The sequence below is a fragment of the Paraburkholderia sp. BL9I2N2 genome (assembly GCF_004339745.1).
Lineage (GTDB): Bacteria > Pseudomonadota > Gammaproteobacteria > Burkholderiales > Burkholderiaceae > Paraburkholderia.
Genome location: NZ_SMGP01000004.1, coordinates 467,155 through 490,276, shown reverse-complemented (window position 1 = coordinate 490,276; position 23,122 = coordinate 467,155). Strand labels below are relative to the sequence as shown.

Annotated in this window: 23 protein-coding genes and 1 pseudogene; 12 read left to right on the top strand and 12 right to left on the bottom strand. The window is 62.0% G+C overall.

The annotated features are described in order from the left end of the window. Nucleotides 1–560: 560 nt before the first annotated feature. From B0G74_RS38495 to B0G74_RS38485, 3 genes are all read left to right on the top strand, one after another. Nucleotides 561–2,102, top strand: a complete 1,542-nt coding sequence (locus B0G74_RS38495) for a methyl-accepting chemotaxis protein (RefSeq protein ID WP_132382118.1) — start codon at nucleotides 561–563, stop codon at nucleotides 2,100–2,102. 401 nt (nucleotides 2,103–2,503) lie between these two features. After that, nucleotides 2,504–3,127 (top strand): trimeric intracellular cation channel family protein, encoded by a 624-nt coding sequence (locus tag B0G74_RS38490; RefSeq protein WP_132382116.1) that lies wholly within the window; start codon nucleotides 2,504–2,506, stop codon nucleotides 3,125–3,127. 25 nt (nucleotides 3,128–3,152) lie between these two features. Beyond that, a complete protein-coding gene (locus B0G74_RS38485) occupies nucleotides 3,153–4,886 on the top strand; it encodes a penicillin-binding protein 2 (protein ID WP_132382114.1) in 1,734 nt (577 codons plus the stop codon). Between the two features lie 68 nt (nucleotides 4,887–4,954). Here B0G74_RS38485 and B0G74_RS38480 read toward each other — a convergent pair whose 3' ends face one another. After that, nucleotides 4,955–6,070, bottom strand: coding sequence for a DUF484 family protein (locus B0G74_RS38480; RefSeq protein WP_132382112.1), 1,116 nt, complete (start codon nucleotides 6,068–6,070; stop codon nucleotides 4,955–4,957). A 275-nt stretch (nucleotides 6,071–6,345) separates the two neighbouring features. Here B0G74_RS38480 and B0G74_RS38475 point away from each other — a divergent pair, with 275 nt between their 5' ends. After that, a complete protein-coding gene (locus tag B0G74_RS38475; protein WP_132382110.1) occupies nucleotides 6,346–6,603 on the top strand; it encodes a DUF2866 domain-containing protein in 258 nt (85 codons plus the stop codon). Between the two features lie 59 nt (nucleotides 6,604–6,662). Here the strand turns inward: B0G74_RS38475 and B0G74_RS38470 are convergent, their stop codons facing one another. Continuing rightward, nucleotides 6,663–7,301: a 2-hydroxychromene-2-carboxylate isomerase gene (locus B0G74_RS38470; RefSeq protein WP_132382108.1), complete on the bottom strand. Its 639-nt coding sequence runs from the start codon at nucleotides 7,299–7,301 to the stop codon at nucleotides 6,663–6,665. A 77-nt stretch (nucleotides 7,302–7,378) separates the two neighbouring features. Between B0G74_RS38470 and B0G74_RS47590 the strand changes: the two genes are divergently transcribed. Both B0G74_RS47590 and B0G74_RS38465 read left to right on the top strand, forming a co-directional pair. Next, on the top strand, nucleotides 7,379–7,501 hold the full coding sequence (locus tag B0G74_RS47590; protein ID WP_279388643.1) for a hypothetical protein: 123 nt from the start codon (nucleotides 7,379–7,381) through the stop codon (nucleotides 7,499–7,501). 110 nt (nucleotides 7,502–7,611) lie between these two features. Continuing rightward, the gene (locus B0G74_RS38465) at nucleotides 7,612–7,980 is read left to right on the top strand and encodes a hypothetical protein (RefSeq protein ID WP_132382106.1); all 369 of its coding nucleotides are present in this window, start codon (nucleotides 7,612–7,614) and stop codon (nucleotides 7,978–7,980) included. 51 nt (nucleotides 7,981–8,031) lie between these two features. On the opposite strand, the gene B0G74_RS38460 is transcribed toward B0G74_RS38465, so the two are convergent. Beyond that, the gene (locus tag B0G74_RS38460; RefSeq protein WP_132382104.1) at nucleotides 8,032–8,658 is read right to left on the bottom strand and encodes a LysE family translocator; all 627 of its coding nucleotides are present in this window, start codon (nucleotides 8,656–8,658) and stop codon (nucleotides 8,032–8,034) included. 292 nt (nucleotides 8,659–8,950) lie between these two features. On the opposite strand from B0G74_RS38460, the gene B0G74_RS38455 reads away from it, so the two are divergent. The 4 genes from B0G74_RS38455 (at nucleotide 8,951) to B0G74_RS38440 (ending at nucleotide 12,626) form a co-directional block, all read left to right on the top strand. Continuing rightward, nucleotides 8,951–9,535 (top strand): YigZ family protein, encoded by a 585-nt coding sequence (locus B0G74_RS38455; protein ID WP_132382102.1) that lies wholly within the window; start codon nucleotides 8,951–8,953, stop codon nucleotides 9,533–9,535. A 229-nt stretch (nucleotides 9,536–9,764) separates the two neighbouring features. Next, complete coding sequence (locus B0G74_RS38450) at nucleotides 9,765–10,304, top strand: hypothetical protein (RefSeq protein ID WP_132383260.1); 540 nt, start codon at nucleotides 9,765–9,767, stop codon at nucleotides 10,302–10,304. Nucleotides 10,305–10,395: 91 nt separating this feature from the next. Next, nucleotides 10,396–11,016, top strand: coding sequence for a LysE family translocator (locus B0G74_RS38445; protein ID WP_132382100.1), 621 nt, complete (start codon nucleotides 10,396–10,398; stop codon nucleotides 11,014–11,016). Between the two features lie 632 nt (nucleotides 11,017–11,648). Continuing rightward, nucleotides 11,649–12,626 carry a 2-dehydropantoate 2-reductase gene (locus B0G74_RS38440; protein ID WP_132382098.1) on the top strand — a complete coding sequence of 326 codons (978 nt, stop codon included), beginning with the start codon at nucleotides 11,649–11,651 and terminating at the stop codon, nucleotides 12,624–12,626. A gap of 104 nt (nucleotides 12,627–12,730) precedes the next feature. Here the strand turns inward: B0G74_RS38440 and B0G74_RS38435 are convergent, their stop codons facing one another. From B0G74_RS38435 to oxlT, 3 genes are all read right to left on the bottom strand, one after another. Then, nucleotides 12,731–14,182 (bottom strand): aldehyde dehydrogenase family protein, encoded by a 1,452-nt coding sequence (locus B0G74_RS38435; RefSeq protein ID WP_132383258.1) that lies wholly within the window; start codon nucleotides 14,180–14,182, stop codon nucleotides 12,731–12,733. A gap of 65 nt (nucleotides 14,183–14,247) precedes the next feature. After that, nucleotides 14,248–15,219, bottom strand: coding sequence for a LysR family transcriptional regulator (locus B0G74_RS38430; protein WP_132382096.1), 972 nt, complete (start codon nucleotides 15,217–15,219; stop codon nucleotides 14,248–14,250). A 30-nt stretch (nucleotides 15,220–15,249) separates the two neighbouring features. Next, the gene (oxlT, locus tag B0G74_RS38425) at nucleotides 15,250–16,593 is read right to left on the bottom strand and encodes an oxalate/formate MFS antiporter (RefSeq protein WP_132382094.1); all 1,344 of its coding nucleotides are present in this window, start codon (nucleotides 16,591–16,593) and stop codon (nucleotides 15,250–15,252) included. A gap of 409 nt (nucleotides 16,594–17,002) precedes the next feature. On the opposite strand from oxlT, the gene B0G74_RS38420 reads away from it, so the two are divergent. After that, nucleotides 17,003–17,950, top strand: a complete 948-nt coding sequence (locus tag B0G74_RS38420) for a LysR family transcriptional regulator (RefSeq protein ID WP_132382092.1) — start codon at nucleotides 17,003–17,005, stop codon at nucleotides 17,948–17,950. 96 nt (nucleotides 17,951–18,046) lie between these two features. Further along, a complete protein-coding gene (locus tag B0G74_RS38415) occupies nucleotides 18,047–18,352 on the top strand; it encodes a hypothetical protein (RefSeq protein WP_132382090.1) in 306 nt (101 codons plus the stop codon). A 65-nt stretch (nucleotides 18,353–18,417) separates the two neighbouring features. Here B0G74_RS38415 and B0G74_RS38410 read toward each other — a convergent pair whose 3' ends face one another. From B0G74_RS38410 to B0G74_RS38385, 6 genes and pseudogenes are all read right to left on the bottom strand, one after another. Continuing rightward, nucleotides 18,418–19,329 carry an NAD(P)(+) transhydrogenase (Re/Si-specific) subunit beta gene (locus tag B0G74_RS38410; RefSeq protein ID WP_132382088.1) on the bottom strand — a complete coding sequence of 304 codons (912 nt, stop codon included), beginning with the start codon at nucleotides 19,327–19,329 and terminating at the stop codon, nucleotides 18,418–18,420. Nucleotides 19,330–19,393: 64 nt separating this feature from the next. Then, complete coding sequence (locus tag B0G74_RS38405) at nucleotides 19,394–20,212, bottom strand: fumarylacetoacetate hydrolase family protein (protein WP_132382086.1); 819 nt, start codon at nucleotides 20,210–20,212, stop codon at nucleotides 19,394–19,396. Nucleotides 20,213–20,241: 29 nt separating this feature from the next. Next, nucleotides 20,242–21,490, bottom strand: a pseudogene (frc, locus tag B0G74_RS38400) (formyl-CoA transferase). 22 nt (nucleotides 21,491–21,512) lie between these two features. After that, nucleotides 21,513–21,716, bottom strand: coding sequence for a hypothetical protein (locus B0G74_RS38395; protein ID WP_132382084.1), 204 nt, complete (start codon nucleotides 21,714–21,716; stop codon nucleotides 21,513–21,515). Between the two features lie 429 nt (nucleotides 21,717–22,145). After that, nucleotides 22,146–22,865, bottom strand: a complete 720-nt coding sequence (locus B0G74_RS38390; protein ID WP_132382082.1) for a GntR family transcriptional regulator — start codon at nucleotides 22,863–22,865, stop codon at nucleotides 22,146–22,148. After that, entirely contained in the window at nucleotides 22,843–23,061 is a 219-nt protein-coding gene (locus B0G74_RS38385) for a hypothetical protein (protein WP_132382080.1), read from the bottom strand. The genes B0G74_RS38390 and B0G74_RS38385 overlap by 23 nt, the downstream gene beginning before the upstream one ends. Nucleotides 23,062–23,122: the final 61 nt, after the last annotated feature.

Here is a 23,122-nt window from a genome sequence, read left to right as displayed (position 1 = left end):
CCCGACTGACGACTGGAAAATGGCGACTATAGCGGAATTTTTATTTATTCGTCTTTTTCGTGACAGCGGTTATTTCCATTTGCGGATAAGTGGAAAAATGTGTCGTTTTTTGCGATTTACTAATGCGAACCGCGACTTGGATTTTATTGGCGTTTTGTGGAATCCTGATGCAATCGTATGGCGGCGCTTTGATGGGCGGTGCGTCCCTTCGTTTTGGTCGTCAACAGTTGTGGCGATGTTGAGGTTTTAATATTGGTTTTTTAATTACGGAAAGCCTTAATTATTAATGCCGATTCATCAACACCGACATTTTTAATTGGCAATAGCGAGAAAGCCTGATTGAACAAGCAAAAAATGAATAAATCCACTTAACGCAACATAAAAAATGCCGTTCCAACGGTAAAAGATCTCTTTAGTCAGACGAATAGAAATGTTTAACAGCGGGTTTCCCCTGCCCTGCGGACCGCATGCCGCCGCGCCGTAAACACAGTCAGCGACAAGCCACTCGCCACAAGCGAATCCAATCCCTGACCGACCACTGTGCGAAAGCAAAAACCGCTATGACTTTGAACAGAAAACTGGCCTCGATGATCGCCGTCCTCTGGATCGGCCTGATCCTGATCGGCGGCTTCGGCGCATGGCAAAACCGTGCCTCAATGATCTCGGACCGCCGCGATCAGCTGAAATCGCTGATCGACCAGGCCAACCACATCGTCGGCCGTTACTACGCGCTCGCGCAGCAGCACACCATTACCGAAGACGAAGCGAAGAAGCAGGCGCTGGAAAGCCTCGCGGCCATGCGCTACGGCAAAGACGGCTACATCTCCGTCAACGATTCGCAGCCCGCCATGTTGATGCATCCGATCAAACCGGAAATGGTCGGCAAGAATCTCGCGCAGTTCACCGATCCGGCGGGCAACCATCTGTTCGTCGATATCGTCAACGCGGGCAATCGCGAGGGCGGCGGCTTTGTCGACTACCTGTGGTCCAAGCCGGGGAGCGACAAACCGGTCGCCAAAACCAGCTACTCGATTCACTTCGCGCCGTGGGACTGGTATCTCGTCACCGGCATGTATATGGACGACGTGCAAAGCGCGTTCTACGCCAATCTGCTGCGCTGGCTCGTCATCACCGTTACGCTCGGCGCGATCGCCACCGCCGTCATGCTGCTGGTGCTGCGCAGTATTCGCCGCACGCTCGGCGGCGATCTCGAAGTAGCCGTGGAACACGCGCAGCTGATGGCGCGCGGCAATCTCGCCACGCGCGTGCCGGTTCAGTCGGATTACACCGGCAGCCTGCTGCATGCGCTCCAGACGATGCAGGCCGGTCTCGTCGAGACGGTATCGCGTGTGCGTCTCGGCACCGAGAACATCAATGTCGGCGCGACCGAAATCGCCGCCGGCAACACGGATCTCTCGCAACGCACGGAAGAACAGGCGGCCGCGCTCGTCGAAACGGCGTCGAGCATGGATCAGATGACGGTCAACGTGAAGCAGAACGCGGACAGCGCGCTGCAGGCCGCGCACCTCGCCGGCCAGGCCGCGGATGTCGCCACGCGCGGCAGCCGCGTGGTCGACGACGTGGTCCGCACGATGGGCGAGATCACCGCCAGCTCGCGCCAGATCGGCGACATCATCGGCGTGATCGACGGCATCGCCTTCCAGACCAACATTCTCGCGCTCAACGCGGCGGTCGAAGCGGCCCGCGCCGGCGAACAGGGTCGTGGTTTCGCGGTGGTCGCGGCCGAAGTGCGCAGCCTCGCGCAACGTTCGGCCACGGCGGCGAAGGAAATCAAGGCCTTGATCGAAACCTCGACGAATACGGTAGAAGCCGGCGCGTCGCTGGTCGCCAACGCCGGTTCGACGATGGGCGAAATCGTGCAGTCGGTGCGTCGCGTGAACGAGATTCTCGAAGAGATCAGCAACGCCTCGCGTGAACAGAGCGCGGGCATCGAGCAGGTCAATCGCGCGGTCGGCGAAATGGATCAGGTCACGCAGCAGAACGCGGCACTGGTCGAAGAGGCCGCCGCCGCGGCACATTCGCTGAAGGACCAGGTGGGTGTCTTGCGCGAAGCGATTTCGAGCTTCGCGCTGCCGGCCTGAGCGTTTTCAGACCGGCCGAAACCGGAACAAGCAGCACACAAAAAAAGAAGGCGCTCAACAGGCAGGGAGCGCCTCTTTAACACGCCGCGTCGGAGTCGACGCATTAATCGAACGAAAGAGCCGCGCGGATTTTTTAAGTCCGCGCGGTTTTTTTACGCCCGCGCGCGCCTCGGTCCACCTTGGACCACCTCTGGCGCACCTGGTGTCGCCTTGCTCAGCAAACGCTTACCACGCGCCGAACCGCAACCAGATTAAGCCGAATTTGGCATCGCCGAATTTTGCTTAAGGCATTTTCATGCTGACGGCACGCTTACGATAATGGCCGCTTTTTTAACGCCCGCCGCGCAGATGCGCTCCACGCCGGAGCCGCCCGCGAGCGCCGTTCATCGAGGCTCGCCGTCATGCTGCTCCATCTCCTCTACCTGCTCGCGATCGTCGCGGAAGCCATGTCCGGCGCGCTCATGGGCATGCGCCGCGGCATGGATCGCTTCGGTCTGTGCCTCGTCGGCACCGTCACCGCGCTCGGCGGCGGCACGGTGCGCGACGTCCTGCTCGGTCACTATCCCCTTGCGTGGATCTCGCATCCAGATTACGTTCTCATTACAATCGGGGCGGCGTCGGTTGCCGCGGCGTGCGCGAAGTGGCTGCGCAACTGGCAGAGGCTCTTCGTCACGGTCGACGCGATCGGCCTGATCGCCTTCACGGTGATCGGCTGCGACGTGGCCGCGACGCTGGACGTAAGCCCCGCCATTGTCGTGCTGGCCGGCGCGATCACCGGCGTGTGCGGCGGCATGTTGCGCGACGTGCTGTGCAACCAGATGCCGCTGGTGTTGCGTCAGGAGTTGTACGCCAGCATCGCCCTCGGCGCCGGCGCCGTGTATGTGGCCTTGCAAGCCTGCGGCGTGGCGCCGGGGCCGGCGTCGGTCGTGGTGCTCGCAGGCGGTTTCGCGGTGCGCATGCTGGCCGTGCGATTCCGCTGGCAACTCAAGGTATTCACCGCCGCCGATTCGGGCGGCGCAAGTTAATCGAGCTGTTCGTTATCCGCACCCAATGATCCAGAAGAAGAAATCGCAGTCGCACGATCCCTACGCGCCCGTCGCGAAGAACCAGTTGCTGGCCGCGCGCCTGCCGATGTGGCGTTCGAAATTCATCGTCCTGCTGGTGTTCGGCGCGTTCGCCTCGCTCGCGGGGCGCGCGTTCTGGGTGCAGGTGGTGAACCAGGACTTCTACGTCGACCAAGGGCAAAAGCGCTATCAGCGCACCATCGAACTCGACGCGACGCGCGGGCGGATCGTCGATCGCAATGGCTCGATGCTCGCCGTCAGTCTCGCGACTTACGAGATCTGGGCTTCGCCGAAACTGATCGACGAAGCCGCGATCGCGCCGCTCTCAAAGCTGCTCGATCTGCCGCTGGCGGAACTGCGCCGGCGTCTGAACGGCGACAAGACCTTCGTCCTGCTCAAGCGCCAGGTGGACGCCGAGACCGCCGGGCATCTGTCCAAGCTTGGCCTCGCCGGCATCACGCAGATCGCCGATTCGAAGCGCTTTTATCCCGAAGGCGAATCGGCGGCGCACGTGGTCGGCTTCACGGATATCGAGGACAACGGCCAGGAAGGCGTCGAACTCGCGGCCAACGAGCAACTGCTCGGCGTGCCCGGTCAGCGCGAAGTGATCCGCGACCGTCTGGGCCGCGTGGTGTCCGAGACCCGGCCGCTCGTGCCCGCGCAGAACGGCGAGACCATCCACCTGACGATCGACCGGCGGATTCAGCAGCTCGCCTATGCGCAACTGAAGGACGCGATTGCCAAACATCACGCCGAAGCCGGCAGCGTGGTGGTGCTCGACGCGCGCAATGGCGAGATTCTGGCGCTCGCCAACTACCCGAGCTTCGATCCGAATGACCGCGCGCGCCTGACCGGCCGCCAGTTGCGCAATCGCGCGGTGGTCGACACCTTCGAGCCGGGTTCGACGATCAAGCCGGTGGTCGTCGCGCTCTCGATCGACGAGGGCAAGGTGCGGCCGCAGAGTGTCATCGATACCGCGCCTGGCTGGTACAGGATCGGGCCGGCCGTCATTCACGACACCTCGAATCATGGCGTGATGACCGTCGCCGAAGCCGTGCAGAAGTCGAGCAATATCGCGCTCGCCAAGCTCGCGCTGAATCTGCCGGCCGAGAAGATCTGGACCAAGTATCAGGAATACGGGCTCGGTCTGCGGCCCGAGCTGACCTTTCCGGGCGTGGCGTCGGGCAAGGTGCGTCCGTACAAACGCTGGCGGCCGATCGAACAGGCGACCATGGCGTACGGCTACGGGCTGTCCACGTCGCTACTGCAGATGGCGCAGGTGTACACGGCCTATGCCGGCGACGGCACGATGCATCGCGTGAGTCTGTTGCGCAACGGAGCGGGCGTGGCCGCGCAATCCGACGACAAGGGCCAGGCGGTCACGACGCCGGCCACTGCGCGCGCCATCCGCTCGATGTTGGAAATGGCGACCGGCGTGGGCGGCACAGGACGAGCGGCGACAGTGGAAGGCTACCGGATCGGCGGCAAGACCGGCACGGCGCGCAAACAGGTCGGCGCGACTTACGCGAAAAACCGCTACCGCGCGTTGTTCGTCGGCATGGCGCCGATGAGCGACCCGCGCCTGATCGTCGCCGTGATGATCGACGACCCGGCGGGCAAGGCGTTTTATGGTGGGACGGTGGCCGGTCCGGTGTTCAGCGGTGTGACGGGCGGAGCACTGCAGTTGCTGGGTGTGCCGCCGGATGCGCCGGGCACTTGAGAACCTCAAGCGGCATGCGCGCCGAGCAGCCGGTCACGCAAGTTCGATGCGCGCTTCAGCGGCTCACATCAACGAGCCATCTGCTCGCCGCCCGCATTCACCAGCGCCTCGATGCGATTGCGGCCGTTGCGTTTGGCCTGATACATCGCGCGATCGGCTTCTTCCATCATCGCGCCGCCTAGTTTGGCCGCCTCGGTCGGCGTGCCGCTGATCGTACGCGCCGCCACACCGATCGACACCGTCAAGGCGATGCGCTCGCCATGATCGTCCTGCAAAGCGAGTCGCTCGACCGCGAGGCGCACACGCTCGGCGACCGTGAGCGCATCGGCGCGGTCGCCCTGTAGCAGCGCGGCGAATTCTTCGCCGCCATAACGCGCCACGGTATCGCCCAGGCGCACCTGTTGCCGCACGCAAGCCGCCACCGCCGCCAACGCGCGGTCTCCGGTCTGATGGCCGTAGGTGTCGTTGATCCGCTTGAAGCTGTCGATATCGATGAACAGACACGCCACCGGCACGCAATAGCGAACGGCGCGCATGATCTCCTCGCGCAGCCGCTCGTCGAAATAGCGTCGATTGGCGAGGCCCGTCAACGAATCGGTCATGCCCAGTTGTTTGAGCCGCTCGCGATGCGCCACGTTGTCGAGACTCGCTGTCACGATGCTCGCGAAGCGCTCCAGAATGTCGGTGGCCATGCCTTGGCCGAAACGCGCCGGGTCGTCGCTGCCGAGACAGAGATAGCCGCTGACGGTGTCGCCCGCGGCAAGCGGCAACAGGATCGCGCTTGCCGGTGCTTCGGCGTCGCCGAAGAACGCGCGTCGCGCCGCGTCATCCATGTCGTGCGGCTTGCCGAGCCACGGCCGGCCCTCTTCGCACAGACCTTGTGCTGCAAGACCGCCTTCGCGCGAGGTGCGCAGCTTCGACTGATCGAGTGCGCGCAAGGCGACCGGTTCGAGCAGCTCGCGCAGCATCGGCGCGCGGTCGTCGAGCCAGAGCGTCACGCCCGTCAGCGAAAATTCCCGCGGCAACTGAGTGAACAGCGTGTCGAGAAACGATGCGAAGTCCTGAGCGCCGATCAAACGCAACTCGACGTTCTGGAAGCGCCGCAGCGTGCGCTCGTTGTGCTGCACGGTATCGACGAGCGAACGAAGGCGCTCGGAAAGCGGCGTTTGGGCGAGGTTCGTCACTTTATAGGTGCGGGCCCGAAGGCGAAGCGGGGTTGGCGACCCCCAATCGCTGTAATAACGGCGGATTTCGCGAGCTCTTGAGGGCCCGATCGCGGCGACCACGCTTTTACGCGATCCGCTTTTGCGCCTTCTTAAGTCTGGCTTAATTCTTTGCTGTAACCATGAGGCACAACATCCCCTGTTGAAGCCGCCAGAACATCGGCGGCGCTTTTTCCCCGGGGTGTCGACGACGCGCCAGAAGATGGGCTGCAGGCCCGCGAAGAAGGAGTCAAACCATGGTTGAAGACACGGTATTCGAGCATCTGCGCACCATGCCCGGCAACGAATGGGTCAGCCAGATTCACTCATGCAAGGTCTCGGACCCGCTGCAGCATCCTTGGGGGCGCTCATACCGGCTCGTCGAATGGACCATGAAGCACACGCCCGAATCGAGCCGCCGGGTGGTGCCCGCCGAGAGTACGCCGCTTGAAATCGCTCAGGCTGTCGTCTCGCACGTGCCGGGCCGGCGTTTTTGTCAGGACGGCAACGAATAACTCGCTTGCGCGCCGATCGCGCGCCGCGCATTGGTCACCATTCGTCACCATTCGTCACGCTAGCCGCGCGTGGCGAACGATGCGCAGTAGTCCAACGCATCGTCCAGCCGGTCGTTGCCCCAGAACATTTCATCGCCGACAAAGAACGTCGGCGCGCCGAAAATCCCTCGGTCCGCGGCTGCCGCGGTCTGTTCACGCAAGCGCAGTTTGTTCGCGTCGCTTTGCGCTTCGGCGATGATCTCCCGCGCCGGCAAATCCAGTTCATCGAGCGCTTCGCTCACCACCTCCATCGAACCGATATCGCGGTCATGCGCGAAGTTCAATTGCATGATCTTGCGGCAATAGGCGGCAATCCATTCGCGATCCGCGCCGAGCAGCGCCACGCGCATTGCAAGAAGCGCCGCGCGCGGGAACGTGGTGGGACGCGTCAGGGCGATGCCGTATTTGCGGCATTGCCGTTCCATGTCCTTCCACACATATGCGCCCTTCTTCTTCTGCAGCACGAACGGCGAATTGTCGAAACCGAGGTCGCGAAAGACCGGCCCCAGCAGGAACGGACGCCAGACAATCCGCACGCCTCGCGTTGCAGCCTCAGCTTCGACGCGCATGACGCTGAGATAGCTGTAGTTGCTGCCGAAGTCGAACCAGAACTCGATCTCCGGTGCATGCGCAGGCACGCGCGTTGCTGCCTCGTTCATCTTTCCCTCCAGTCATACGTAGCCGGACAGCGCCTAGGTCTTGCAAAGCTTAACAGTCGTGCCGCGCGCTTATCCCTATGATGGCCCTTCACACCGCTACGTCAGATGCTCATAACATGAACTATCCCTACGACATTCTCACCGCCGCGTGTCTTTTCATCATCGTGGTGTCCACGTCCATCATGCTCGCGCTGTCCTGAGCTATTCACGCCCTCGCCTGCGACGCCGGTGAACCGGCGAACGCGCTCTACGCGATTCCGTAAAAAGACGGGATATACTGTACATATATACAGTACTTTTCGTCTAAGCAATGCGCCTTCCACCCTTCGAACCTCCCACGCTCGCCGAGCTGCGCGCCTGGTGGCGCACGCGCGACGAGCAGGCCGTCCAGCGGCTCATCCTCGAAATCCAGCGGCAGCGGCTCACGCTGCTGGAACTGCGCAACCTGATCGACTGCGGCGTCCAGCAGGCGCGCGCCGCGGACCGCACGCTGGTCGAGCGCGGCGAACCGTTGATGACGCTGCGCATCAGGATTGCGCAGGAAGTGCTGCGTGTCGGCGACATCGACGATACCCGGCAGATGAGCCGCGCCGAGCAGGAAAGGCTCGCGGTCCGCACGGAAGGTCAGATGGAGTACGCGCGCGAAGGCCGTCTCAGGCGCCAGCGCCGCAATATCTAGCGGGAGTGCGGCCTCGCTGACGCTGCGATGAAGCGAGGCCGCGCGGATCGATCAACGCGTTTGCGTGGCCACGCGCAGGCCGAGCGAAATGAACAGCACGCCGATGATCTTGTTCTGCCAGCGCGTCAGCCACGTCAGACGCTTGACGAATTTGCCCAGCGGACGAATCGTCAACACGATCAGCGTCGTGTAAAGCGCGCTCATGCCGACAAAGATGAGGCCAAGCGTGGTGAACTGCAGAAACGTGGAACCGTGTTCGGGACGAACGAACTGCGGCAGAAACGCGAGGAAAAACAGTGCGGTCTTGGGATTCAGCACTTCGGCGGGAATGGCCTGAAAGAAGGCTTTCGAGGCCGACACCGGGGCGACGGTCGGCATATGCGCGCTCGCCTGCTTCTCGCGCAACGCGCGAATGCCCAGATAAACGAGGTAGGCCGCGCCGACGAACTTGACCGCGTTGAAGGCCAGCGCCGAGGTCATCAGTAGCGCCGAGAGGCCGACCGACGCGCCCAGCGTATGAATGAAATCGCCAACCGCAATGCCTAGGCCGGTGAGAATGCCGGCCTTGCGGCCGCCATGCACGGTGCGCGTCAACACCAGCAGCACCGCCGGACCCGGAATCAGAAAGAGCCCGAGTACAACGGCTACGAAAGTCCCTAACGTCGATAGGTCAAGCATGTCGTCTCCTTTGACGCGCTGGTTCCGGCGGACAGCCGCGCGTGTTTAGCGGAAGATTGTAGACGAACGGGCGATTTCTGACTGGCGCGCGCCGTGCGTGCCGTCCGGCGCATCGCCATGACTTACGCGATAAACGCGCAGCGAGTGGGCCGGCACAACGCACGCCGCAAACCCGCCGCGCAAGCCGTGCATGGCCGTCTCGGAGATTGTCCATTGGCGAGCCGTCGATCCGTTACCATGGCGGGCGTAAGACCGCGCGCGGTCAGCGTTTCCATTCACCAAAGTCTTTGCCTTGCCCACTTACACCCTGCCCGCGCCGTTGAGCGCGGAACTTGAGATTCGCAAGAGCCGATTCATTGCGTACGCGCTACCGGTCGCCGACCGCGACGCCGCGATGGCCGAATTGCGGCGCCTGCGCGACGAGCATCCTGCCGCGACGCATGTCTGCTGGGCGCTGCTGGCAGGCGGCCAGTCCGGCATGTCCGACGACGGCGAGCCCTCCGGCACTGCGGGCCGGCCGATTCTCGAAGTGTTGCGGCATCACGATCTGGACGGCGTGCTGGCCGCCGTCGTGCGCTATTACGGCGGCGTGAAGCTCGGCGCCGGCGGCCTCGTGCGCGCATACACCGATGCGATCGCTTCGGCGCTGCTGGATGCGCCGCGCGTCGAGCGGATTGCACAGGTTTCGCTGATCGTCGAGGTGAGTTACGCCGACGAGGCGAAAGTGCGCCGATGGATCGATGCCGAAGGCTATGCGCTCGTGGACAGCGCCTACGCGATGCTGGTGAAAATGACGATCCGTTTGCCCATCAACGCGGTCGATGATGCCCAGCGAGCGTTGGTGGATATGACTCAAGGAAAAGCCGGGTTCTTCTGACGGCTTGACGTGTTTCTTCCTTGCGAGAGGCAGAGCGCTCCCTGAATAAGAGATGCGCGGGTCCGGGCCGCTGTTACCATGTCGTTTATTCCCCGGCTTGATTCAATCTAAAAGGGCAACTCCTCTGACCTCGACCGCCGCTTTTTCCAGCACAGCGACTGAGTCGCCGCATCGGAGCGCGTCTCTGCCGCAGTCGCTCAATTCCACGCGTTCACCCTTGACATCGACCGTGCTCAAGGGATGCGGGACGATCGCGCTGCCGTTGATGCTCTCCGCCTGCTCGTGGTCCTGGTTCGGCCTGAATAGCTCGCCGCGCGCGGTCGCGCATCCGACCGGCTGGCTCAGCGTTGCCCCTGCCCGTGACTTCGCCTATATGCCCGCTCGCAGCGGACAAGTGTCGCCGAACCGCATCGAAAACACGGCGATGACGGGCATCGTGCTCAAGGACGATATCAATGAAACCGTGCGCAACGGCATTGTGACCAGTCTACGGATCGCCGGCTTTCATCTCGACGCAGGCGAGCGCGTTCTCAGCGGCAGCATCGAGAAATTCACTGTGGACGACACACGCTCGCCGGCGTTGTGGACGCTGAAAATGCGTTATGTGGTGACCGACGCCGCGACCCAGAAGGTCGTGTTTTCGACCACCAAGACGGTCAAGCAAAAGTCGCCGAAGTTCACCAGTAGCACCATCGCTATTGAAGATACCGTCAAGTTGAGCGTCGACGCTTTGATCGGCGATCCGGGGTTTGTCAAAGCGGTGAATTAAGCGCATCGTCGACATCGGGTCGGGCGGGTTCGCTACAATTTGCAATAGCGTGCCGCGCTCCGTGGCAACTGCGTTTTACCTGCGAGCCGTCATGTCCATCACCGCCTGGCTGTTCTTCCTGCCTGCCTGCTTCGCGATCAATCTCGCGCCCGGGCCCAATAATCTGCTGTCGATCAATGTAGCGGCGCGTCACGGTTTCATGACCGCGTTCGTCGGCGGCATGGGGCGCCTGGTCGCATTCGCCGTGATGCTCGTGCTTGCCGCAACCGGTCTTGCGGTTGTGTTGCACGCCTCGGAATGGTTCTTTCTCGCGATCAAACTGGCCGGCGCGGCTTATCTGATCTGGTTGGCCATTCAGTTGTGGCGCAGTGATGCGCCTGCAATCGACACGACGCAGCAGGAAGAGGCGTCGCTTGGGCGGGTCGCGCGAAGGGAGTTTCTCGTGGCCGCCGGCAATCCGAAGGCTATTCTGGTGTTTACCGCGTTCTTGCCGCAGTTCGTTGATATTGCGAAACCGATGTTGCCGCAGTTTGCGGTGCTTGGGGCGAGCTTTCTCGTGCTGGAGTGGTTTGCTATTGCGTTGTATTCGTGGGCCGGGATGTATCTTGGGAAGTGGCTGGTGCGTGCCAGGGTAAGGCGGTGGTTTAATCGCTGCTGTGGGGGATTTCTGGCCGCGATTGGGGTGGGGTTTTTGATGGTGAGGCGGGGGTGAGGGAGTTGGACATTGAGCACTCGGCGCGGCCAATCACGCCGTTTCGCTCGAGCGCAATTCCGCATCGGCGGGCAATCTTGTCGACCGGGAGGCTGGTTTCAACGAGAAGGCGGCAACTCATGTCGAGCCGTATCCTCCGCAAATAAATAAAGCCCCGCCAATGTGTTTAACAGGGCTGATTTGTGGCAACACGTGCGACCGCCGTTCGCCGGTATTTTGAACGGTTGAAAAGTTATCCGCACGGGCGCCACACACAAGAACACGACGGGATAGCTCACATCAACCTTTGACTTTCTGGCGCCACTCTCAACATTCTGCTTGCGATGTCGCCTGCATGCGTAACTTCTCAAAGAAGTCGCGTTCTGCGCCCACGTAGATTTCATAGGCTTGAGAGATTTCCCAATCAATTGCGGCATTCGTCCGCTTCCCGCCTTGCTTCCCGGTTTAGTACAGTTCCTTTCCCGCGTTCTCGGGCGTCGCGTCATCCATAACCCATCCCTAATGCATTCGTCGACAAACTTTAACTATCTGCAATCGTCCCGCCCCCGTATGCTCGAACAATGACCCGCAAACCGTGCACGGCGAGATACGGCATCGGGCAAGCGACTTTTCATCATCAGAGGAGCGGCATCATGAAGATCTGTGTCTTCGGAGCGGGAGCGATCGGCGGCTTGATGGGTGTGCAACTTGCACGCGCCGGTGCGGATGTGAGTTTCGTCGCGCGCGGTCCACATCTCGCGGCAATGCGCGAGCACGGCGCGCGTCTGATCATGGACGGCGAGACGTTCAGCGCGCCTGTGCGCTGCACGTCCGATCCGCGCGAGCTCGGCGTACAGGACTTCGTGATCATTACGCTAAAGGCGCATTCGCTGCCCGGCGTGGTCGATGCAATGCAGCCGCTGCTCGGCAAGCACACGGCCATCGTCACGGGCGTCAACGGCATTCCGTACTGGTACTTCTATCAGCACGGCGGCCGATTCGCCGGCACGCGTCTCGCCAGCGTCGACCCGGACGGCAGCCAATGGACGAAGCTCGGGCCCGAACGGGCGATCGGCTGCGTGCTGTACCCCGCCGCCGAAATCGTCGAACCGGGTGTGATCAAACACGTGTACGGCAAGAAATTCCCGATCGGCGAGCCGAGCGGAGAACGCACGCCGCGCATTCAACAATTGCACGAAATCATGCAGACGGCAGGTTTCGAGGCGCCGATTCGCGACAATATCCGCGACGAAATCTGGCTGAAACTATGGGGCAACCTGTGCTTCAACCCGATCAGCGCATTGACGCATGCCACGCTCGACGTGCTCACCAGCGACCCCGGCACGCGCGCGGTATCACGCACGATGATGCTCGAAGCCAAGCGCATTGCGGATCAATTCGGCGTGCACTTTCGCGTCGACGTGGAAAAGCGTATCGATGGGGCGGGCGCGGTCGGCGCGCACAAGACCTCGACGCTGGTCGACCTGGAGAATCGTCGGCCGATGGAGATCGATCCGCTTCTGACGGTCGTGCAGGAAATGGGCCGCCTCGTCGCGGAGCCCACGCCGACTATCGATGTCGTGCTGGCGCTCATCAAACTGCGTGAACGGATGGCATTGCAGGGGGCTTGAGGCTCAAAAGAGAGAGAGCGATCAGAAACTCGCTCTCTCTCGCATACCGTCAAACGCAAACAAGAAAGGATCGAACGCCGCGCGCGTTCGATCCTTTTTTAACGCTACTGATCGATAGCGAGCCACACCGCCTTGGGTTCAGTGAAGTTCTCAATCGCAACGTCGCCGTGTTCGCGGCCAAATCCCGAGTCGCCCGATCCTCCCCACGGCAGGCGCACATCGGTGTAGCCGTATGTGTTGATCCACACGGTCCCCGCCCTCAGATCGCGCGCAACCCGATGCACCCGGCCGATATCCGCGCTCCACACGCCCGCAGCAAGGCTATACAACGTTCCATTGGCAATCCTTATCGCGTCTGCTTCGTCGTTGAAACGAATCACGCTCGCCACCGGCCCGAAGATCTCCTCCTGCGAAATGCGCATTTCATGCTCGACGTTGGCAAACACAGTCGGCTCGACAAAGAAGCCGCGCTCGCCCACCCGCGCGCCGCCGGCTACGAGCGACGCCCCTTCGGCGCGGCCCGTTTCGACATAGCCCAGCACGGTCTTCATCTGCGCCGCGGAGATGAGCGGCCCCATCGACGTTTCGCGCGACGACGGATCGCCGACCTTGATCGACTTCGCACGCGCGGCGAGACGCTCGACCACTTCGTCGTACACATCGCGATGGGCGAGAATGCGCGAACCCGCCGAACACACCTGGCCGGTATTGAAGAAGATCCCCGACGCCGCGGCGCGCACCGCGTTGTCGAGATTGGCGTCCGGGAAAATCAGGTTGGCCGACTTGCCGCCGAGTTCCAGCGTAACGCGTTTGAAATTGCTGGCCGCGCCTTGCAGAATGCCGCGCCCCACGGAGGGCGAGCCCGTGAACGTCACCTTGTCGACGCCGGGATGCGCGACCAGCGCATCGCCGACCACACGTCCCTTGCCGGTGACGATATTCAGCACGCCCGGCGGCACACCCGCTTCGAGTGCGAGTTCGCCGATGCGCAGCGCGGTCAGCGGCGTGATCTCCGCGGGCTTGACGATCAGCGTGCAACCGCACGCGAGCGCCGGCGCGATCTTCCACATGCCGATCATCAGCGGGAAATTCCACGGCACGATCGCGGCGACTACGCCCACGGGTTCACGCAGCGTGTAGGTCAATGCATCGGGGCGCACCGGCACGACCTGACCGTTGATCTTGTCGCACCAGCCTGCGTAGTATTCGAGCGTATCGATCGCGGCCGGGATGTCCTGGCGCATCACCGCCGCGATCGGCTTGCCGGCGTCGAGACTTTCGAGCGCGGCGAGTTCCTCGAGATTCGCGCGCATCAGGCCTGCGAGACGCATCAGTATGCGGGCCCGCTCAGCCGTCCGTATGCCGTTCCATACCTTCAATGCGGCGCGCGCCGCGCGCACGGCGGCATCCACGTCGGCGGCGCTGCCTTGCGCAACCAGCGCGATCGGCTCTTCGGTGGCGGGGTTGATATCGACGGAATACTCGCCGGTGCCGGGCGGCAAACGCTTGCCGTCAATCAGCAAATCATGGCGCCTGAGGTCGGTTTCAGTTTCCATCATGAAGCTCCTTGCTTGGATGTTGCGTGGGCTGAGTGCTTGCGAGCCGGTTCGGGCAAAAGACGCTAGGGCTCGTGGAGGACGGCGCCGTCGCGCGCAACGGTCGGCTTCGCGTCTATCTGCGCAGCGGACGGCGACACGCCGGTGGCATGTGAAGTCGCGGAGAACTGTGCCCAGGCCGCCGCGGCGTTGGGTCGGAGGGAACGGTTGCGGCGATGCACGAGCAGTGTCGCCAGATTCATCGCGGGCGCGAGCGGCCGGCTGACCAATGATGCGCCTATTGCGGGCCAATGCGTGTCGATGGGCAATATGCCGATGCCGAGCCCCAGTTCGACCATGCGCAGCACCGCCGCGACATGTCCGAGTTCCTGCACCGGCCGTCGTTTAACGCCGTTCGTGTTGAAGGCGAGTTCGAGCGCGGCGCGCACACCCGTGTCGGCGTTCAGCGTGACGAGCGCCCATTCGTGCAACTCGCTCCATGCAACGCTCGCGTGGCGGGCAAGCGGATGGGCAGGTGGCATCACCGCATGGAGCGGCGTCGTGAAAACCAGTTGCGCGTGCAACAGGTCGCCGGCAAGCGGCTCGGCCATCGAAACCACGCCGAAGTCCACCTCGCCTTGTTCCACGCTGGTTAGCACACTGCTTTGCGGCTGATCCCTGACGGACACGGCGAGCTCAGGAAAAGCCGCCGCGCAGTGCGCGAGTCCCTGCGCCACCCAACTCGACGACAACACGGGATTGCTGGCCAATACCACTACGCCAGTGTGCCCGTCGTAAGCGGCCCGCTCTTCCCGCAGCGTCAGTTCGATTTCATCGAGCAGCCGGCCGATCCTTCGCTCGAGGCTCGCGCCCGCATGAGTCAGTTCGACCTGGCGCGTGGTACGGTCGAACAGCTTCAATTCGACGGCTTCTTCGAGTTCACGCACGCAACGGCTCACCGCCGATTGCGTCAGATCGAACTCACGCGCCGCGCGCGTAAAACTCCGCTCACGCGCAACGGCGACAAACACCTTGAGTTGCTGCAACGAAACATTCATAACGTCACTGCCGGGTGTGGGCCATTTATGCTATTCCCCTGTCTGCTCAGGCCAGTGGCTCAACCGCGACGCCTTGCCGTTGCCGGCAACGGCAAGCACACCCTGCGGCTCATCGTGCGATTCGATCCAACGCGAGCGCATCGGTGCGAGTATGAATTTCGCCGAGATGCCCGCGGCGATCGTCACGACGGCGGAAACGACGAAGACGAGATTCCAGCCGCCCGTCGCCGACAGTACCGAGGCGATCGGCACCAGCAGCGAAGCCGTGCCCTTGGCGGTGTACAACGTGCCTGCGTTGGCCGCGGCATATTTGCTGCCGAAGGTATCGGCACAGATCGCCGGGAAGATCGAGAAGATTTCGCCCCAGAACAGGAAGATCAACGCGGCGAACGTCATGAACGCATACGGGTTGGTGCCGTACTCCATCAAGCCGAGCAGCGCCAGGCCCTCGCCGATGAAGATCACGAACATCGTGTTTTCACGGCCGAGCTTGTCGGAGATAAAGCCGCACAGCGGACGCGTAAAACCGTTACAGACGTTGTCGATGGACAGCGTGGCGGTCAGGAGCGGCAAGGTCATGCCGAAGATCGTCATCGGGATGCGTGCGAGGCCCCAGTCTTTGGCGATCGGACCGATCTGCGCGGTCGCCATCAAGCCGCCCGCGGCCACCGCGACGAACGACACGTAGATCACCCAGAACACTGGCGTCTTGATCATCTGACCGGGCGTGAAGTCGACCTTCGAGACGGCGAACTTCCTCTTCGGTGCGGCTTGCTGGCGCGCGGTCGGCTTCTTCAACAACAGCGCGAGCGCCAGAATGCATCCACCTTGCAGAATGCCGAAGAAGAAGAACGTGTGCTCATAGCCCGAACGCGTGATCATGTTGGCGATCGGAATCACCGTCACCGCTGCGCCCGCGCCGAAGCCCGCAGCCGTGAGACCCGCGGCAAGTCCGCGGCGGTCGGGAAACCATTTCAACGCATTGCCCACGCACGTGCCGTACACGCCACCCGCACCGATCCCGGCAATGACCGCGGAGACGTACAGCATCGGCAAGGTCGTGATATACGAATTCATCACCCAGGCAATGCCCGCGCAAATGGCGCCGCCCGCGACCACGGGCCGGGGTCCGAACCTGTCGACGAGCCAGCCTTCGAGCGGCACGAGCCACGTTTCAGTGAGAATGAAAATAGCGAACGCAAGTTGAATGGACGCTTCGCCCCAGTGATGCCGCGCGTTCATCGGCGTGACGAACAGCGTCCAGGCGTATTGAAGATTGGCCACCAGGGCCATACACACCATGCCGATGACGAGTTGCCACCAACGGTTCGCCCAAAACGCGCGGGTCGTAGTCTGCTGACTGATATCGTCCATGTGCCTTGTCTCCACTATTTATTTGGTGCAGCCGGCCAACGTCCCGAAGGAAATCCCTCGGGAGACGCCGTGCTGTATTCGTCCCACCTTATGGTTTTGCCCCGAAAAGCCGTACCCTTCGGGAATATTTGATATTTGCGTCTTTAATTCGCTGCTTTAAAAATAGACCAGCTTAAATCATCGCTTTCTGGGAAGCGCTTTATTCCGATCAATTAATGCTTTTTTACACTGCGAGACGCCGGCCGCCTCGTCCAACAGGCCTCAAATCCAAGCGTTAACCCCGAGTTTTTCGCCGACTCCGCTGGCGGCAATTCCGCTTTCTTATACAGAGCCATGCTAGGGTCATTGCTGAATTACTAATAATTAAAGTTTGTTATTATGTTGATTCACATTTGCTTATACATCGGTCATGACGATGCGGAATGCGACTCTGCGGCAACTGAAGGTTTTCGAAACGGTGGCGCGCCACCTGAGCTTCTCGCGCGCCGCCGAGGAATTGCACCTCACACAGCCGGCCGTCTCCACCCAGGTCCGGCAACTCGAAGAACACGCCGGGCTGCCGTTGTTCGAACAACTCGGTAAAAAAATCTATCTGACGCCGGCCGGCACCGAAATGCTTCACTACAGCCGCGCGATCATCCAGCAGTTCCACGAAGTCGACGAAGCGATGAGTCAGCTCAAAGGCGTCTCCGGCGGCAAGCTGAATGTCGCGGTGATCAGCGCCGGCGACTACTTCTTTCCGCGGCTGCTCGCTGAATTCACGCGCCGCTACTCGGGCGTCGTGCTCAACCTCGCCGTGCACAATCGCGAGGAACTGCTGCATCAGCTCGCCACCAACCAGACCGACCTCGCGGTGATGGTGCGCCCGCCGCACGAGACCGACGCGACCAACGAGCCGTTCGCGCCGCACCCGTATGTGATCGTGGCGGCGCCCACGCATCCGCTCGCAAACAAGCGCAACATCAAGTTCAGCCAGTTGGCGAGCGAAGCGTTTATCGTGCGGGAGCGCGGCTCGGACACGTGGAATTCGATGGAAGAAGGCTTCGCCGGGCGTCTTGCCAACCTCAAGATCGCCATGGAGATCAAGAGCACCGAGACGATCAAGCAGGCCGTGATCGCGGGCATGGGCATCGCCTTCCTGTCCGCGCATACCATCAGCCTCGAATTGCAGCTCGGCCATCTGGTCGTGCTCGACGTCGAGAGCTTTCCGGTCATGCTGAACTGGTACGTGGTGCATCGCAAGAACAAGCGGCTGCCGCCGGTTGCGGTCGCCTTCAAACGCTTCCTGATGGAAGAAGGCGCGAATCTGATCGAGAAGATCACGCGCGTCAAGGAATTGAGCGTGTATAAGCAGTAGGCTATGGAGACCCAATGAAACTTTAACTATTGCAAATTCGTCAGGACTTCTATGCTGCAAGCGAGTTCCATCACTCGTCAGCCCAGGAGGCCGATCATGAATCACGCTTCGGTTGAGTCCCAGCCCAGCGCGCACACCGCTCGTGTTGCCGCGATCCATCCCGACGACGCCCACCTGAGCGCGTACAACGCCGCCTTCAGCGACCTCGGCCTGCGCTTCCGCTGGGATCGCGCCACGCTCGACGTACTCCAGGAATTCAACAGCGAGGCGGCTCGAATTACTGCCTACATCGAGCGGTTTCACGCCCATCTGCACCGTGCCTACGACGCCGACTTTCTCGCTCAAATGATTCTGCACAAAAAGGCTCGGTACTTCAGCGAGTTCGCCGAGACGGGCGACTGAGGACGTCGGCGCGATCACGATCCCGCGACGCGCCGTCGTGCCTACCGTTCGACGCATGTGTGCATTCATGGCGTGCGCCGTGTCGTAGCGCGAGCCGGCCGGTGGCCGGCGCACGCACGTTGCCGCCGTTCCGCATTCACGCCATGGCTTCCATTTCGACGATGCGGATAAGCTGCCGTGCGCACCTTACGTTGCGCTACGTCGCGCAGCGTCCAGGCCTGGTCCTCTCCACCGTGCCATTCGATTCGTGCCAACAGGCCGCGCTTGCCCATCGTCAAGCTATGGCAACGCGCGGCAAAGGCAAGCTCGCTTGAATCGTGGCCATGCTCGTGGCCGCTGGAATACTCGCGGCTGAGCATCCGATGCACACCCATCGCACAAGCGAGCGCGCTCATCGCGAGTAGCGAGGCGAGCCCGAATGGCTGCGCATGTTCCGTGACGAATCCGTAGCCGAGCCACCCGCACAGCATCAGCGCAAGCAGGTTGACGATGCCGTGCCCCGGCCGCACCGCCGCGCCGAGCTGCAACGCACCGCGCAGTTTGCAGAACGCAATAGCCGAGGTGGCAAAGATCAGCGCGCCGATGAACACGGCGACATAGAGTTCGACGCGCTCGACATTCGCCTGCGCCGCCGACGACAGATAACGCGCGAAGCCGCCCGACATGACAGCGAGCCCCATGCTGCTGCCCAACAGCGCAACGAGGCGCGGGCGCCGTGTCAGATTGCGCCGGCGCACCAGCCACGCGCCGAGCACCGCGCCCGCCACCGCCGCTCCGACCACGCCGTTGCTCGCGCCCATGCCGGCCGCGAAAAGGCCCGCGAGCGCGACGGCCAATGCACCGGCGTGCCAGTCAGGCCGGCGCTTCGGTCGCCGTTCGAGCGGCAGTTGCCCGACCGCGGCAAGCGCAACGGCCAGCACGGAAGCCAACACCACAGCCAGCGAACACCACACGGTACTGTCATACGCTAGCGGCATGCGCGCTTCTCCGTGTCGGAATACATGGGCGCGATGCCAACGCATCGCACAATCGGTCAACCGTTCAGACAGCGCCTGCCACCATCGGCGCCGCGCCCTCCGCGGCGACTGCGCGCGCGGCGCCCAAGGTATTGCTCAGCGTTCCGATCCCGTCGACCGTGATCGACACCGTCGCGCCATCCTTGATTGAGCCGACGCCGACCGACGTCCCGCACGCGATTACGTCGCCCGGCTCGAGCGCGAGATCCTGCGAGATCAGACTCACCTGCTCGGCGGGCGAGAAAACCATGTCGGCGAGCGGATAGTTCTGCCGCTCGACGCCATCGAGCGTCGTGACAAGATGCGCTTGCTGCCAGTCGAAACCGGAGACGATCGCCGGTCCGATACAGCAGAACGTATCGAAGCCTTTCGCCCGGCACCATTGCGGAAAGTGCGGATTTTCGTTCAGCAGATCGGCAGCGGTCACGTCGTTGACGAGCGTGTAGCCGAAAATCGCTTCGGCCGCCTCTTCGACACTTGCATCGCGGCAGCGCCGTCCAATCACAATGCCGAGTTCGCCTTCATAGGCGATCTTGCCCGCATAGCTGAGCGGCCGCCTGATCGGCTCACCCGAGCCGATCACCGAACCCGCCGGCTTCAACAGGAAAAGCGGGTGCGCCGGCACGGGCTTGTCGAGCTTCGCCGCCAGCGTGTGAAAGTTGTTCCATAACGCGACGACCTTGCCGGGCGCGCACGGCGCGAGCGGCATCAGTGCGCGAGTCGACAGCACGGCGCCAGTGGCCACCGGGTGCTCCAGACCTTCGTATTCGTGCAGATAGCCACCTTCCACACGGCCGAACACGACGCCGCCGTCGCTCGACATGAACCGCATCCATGTATCCATTCGTCGCTCCGTATTTGCCTGGATCAGGCCTAGATCGCGCCGGCAGTGCGCAATGCACTGACCTGCTCAGGCGAATAGCCGAGTTCGGCCATGACTTCGTCGGTATGTTCACCGAGCAACGGTGAGCGCGTGACCTCGGTCGGACTGTCGGACAGTTTGATAGGATTACCAACCGTCAGATACTTGCCGCGTGTCGGGTGATCCACTTCAACAATCGTGCCGGTTTTGCGCAACGACGGTTCCTCGGCGATTTCCTTCATCGACAGAATCGGTCCGCACGGAATGTCGTACTTGTTGAGAATCTGCATGGCCTCGAACTTGGTCTTCGTCATGGTCCAGCGCTCGATCTCGGCGAAGATATCCTTCAGGTGCGGCAGACGCGCGGCGGGCGTCGCGTAGTTGGGATCCGTGGCCCACTCCTCCTTGCCGATCACGTTGCAGATCTTGGCCCACACCGGCGCCTGCGTGATGAAGTAGATATACGCGTTGGGGTCCGTCTCCCAGCCCTTGCACTTCAGGATCCAGCCCGGCTGACCGCCGCCCGACGCATTGCCCGCGCGCGGCACCGCCTCACCGAACTCTCCGTTCGGATATTGCGGATACTCTTTCATCACGCCGGTGCGTTCGAGCCGCTGCTGATCGCGCAGCTTCACGCGGCACAGATTGAGCACGCCGTCCTGCATCGCGGCGAGTACGCGCTGACCGCGTCCGCTGTGGGTGCGCTGATAAAGCGCCGTGACGATGCCGAGCGCCAGATGCAAGCCGGTCCCGCTGTCGCCGATCTGCGCGCCCGTTACGACCGGCGGGCCGTCGTCGAAGCCGGTGGTCGAAGCCGCACCGCCCGCGCATTGCGCGACGTTCTCGTAGACCTTGCAGTCCTCGTACGGCCCAGGACCGAAGCCCTTCACCGACGCGACGATCATGCGCGGATTCAACTCCTGAATCCGCTCCCACGTGAAGCCCATGCGGTCCAGCGCGCCCGGCGCGAAGTTCTCCACCAGCACGTCGCATTTCTGGATCAGCGCTTCGAGCACCTGCTTGCCTTCAGGATTCTTCGTATCGATCGTGACGGAACGCTTGTTGTGGTTGAGCATCGTGAAGTAGAGGCTGTCCACATCGGGAATATCGCGCAACTGCTCACGCGTGATGTCGCCCCGCGCCCGCCCGCTCCACCTTGATCACATCCGCGCCGAACCATGCAAGCAGCTGCGTGCAGGTGGGCCCGGATTGCACATGCGTGAAGTCGAGAATGCGCACACCGTCGAGTGCTTTGCTCATGTCCTGTCTCCTGAAGGGTGGCTCATTGGTATGTGGTCTGGTTGCGGCTCCCCAGCGCGTACTGGCTCGGGTCAGCGCAGATGCTCACGACCGCCGGGCGGCCGGTGCGATGGGTCACTTTGAGGGCAGCGCGCGGCAAGGCGCTGGCGCTGCGCACCTCCTGCTCGAGCGTGAGCACGCGCATCGTGTCCGTGGCTGGGTGCAGGGATGACACAACTGCAGACATAGTCGACTCCTGGGTCAATCGGTTACGCAAAAGGGTTATCGGTGAACTCGCCCGCTTCGAACAGTCTCGACCTTGCACTCCACTCAGCTGGACCATACCGTATGTGATATATCAGATTCGATCAATCGGGATTTCCAGATGCTCATGGCTCGTGTTCTGCTGCTTTTGCTTGTCTGCTAAGGGTTACGAGGACAAGTGCCGATCCCGGCGCCTCGATTCGAGGGAAAACACCGAGGCCGGTTGTTGTCTCGCGTCGTTTGATATATCACATACCATATTTCTAAGACCGTCAAGCGAGGTTTATCCCGCATCGCTCGCGCGGCCCCACGCCACGTTGGTTTGGCGGCAAACAAAAAAGGCCCGCGGTGTCTCCACCGCGGGCCCTTCTTGTTCAACTTGCCAATCAGACGCCCCTTGGGCCGCCAGCCGTCAGTCCAGAAAATCGCAATTCGCCTCGACGAAGGCGGCCAGATCCAGCGAATGCTGACGCGTGAGACGCTCGGCCAGTTCGGTATCCCGCTGCTCCAGCGCCTCGATAATGCGCAGATGATCGACGATCGAGCGCGACGCGCGGTCGCTCTGCGAAATGGTCATGCGGCGAATCGCGCGCACGTGGATAAAGATGTTCTTGATTGTGTCGAGAATGATCTGCGACTTGGACAACTCGACGATTGCCTGGTGAAACGCGATATTGGCGTCCGAATACTCGGCGATGTGCTCAGCCGGCGTGGCGTCGCGGAAGTTGTCGAACATGTGGCGCAGACGGGCGATTTCCTCGTCTGTGGCGTGCAGCGTGGCAAGACGCGCCGCCATGCTTTCGAGCGCGGCCCACATCTGGATCATCTCGACGATTTCGCGCTTGCTCTTGCGCACGATATAGATGCCGCGCCGCGGCACCATGCGCAGAAAACCTTCCTGTTCGAGCAGCGTCATGGCCTCGCGCACCGGCGTGCGGCTGACGCCGAGCGACTCGCTCAGCACCCGCTCGTCGAGACGGATTTCTTCGCGGTTCTGATAGATGTCCGCGTCGGCAATGGCCTGGCGGAGCATCGCATACGCCTGATCGCGCAAGCTCGCGCTCGCGCCGATCGGCTGCAATGACAACGTCAACGGTGTGGCCACTGTTTCAGTTTGAAGTTCTGACGACATTCATCGCCTCTTGTTTAACATGCGCACGATACGGTGTTGCCACTGCCACGCGTTGCTCGCCCAGACCGACAAAGCGGCCATGTTGCGCTGCAAGCTGGGCGACCGGCCGCGGAATCCAGCGGGTCAACAGCACAGTGGCGGCAGAGCCTAAACCAACAACAGCAGCGGCGAACAGCGAAAGAGGAACAAATTCCATTTGTAACTCCGAATGATTGAGTGAAGGAATGACTCAATCATATGCTGCATTGCCGCAAAAA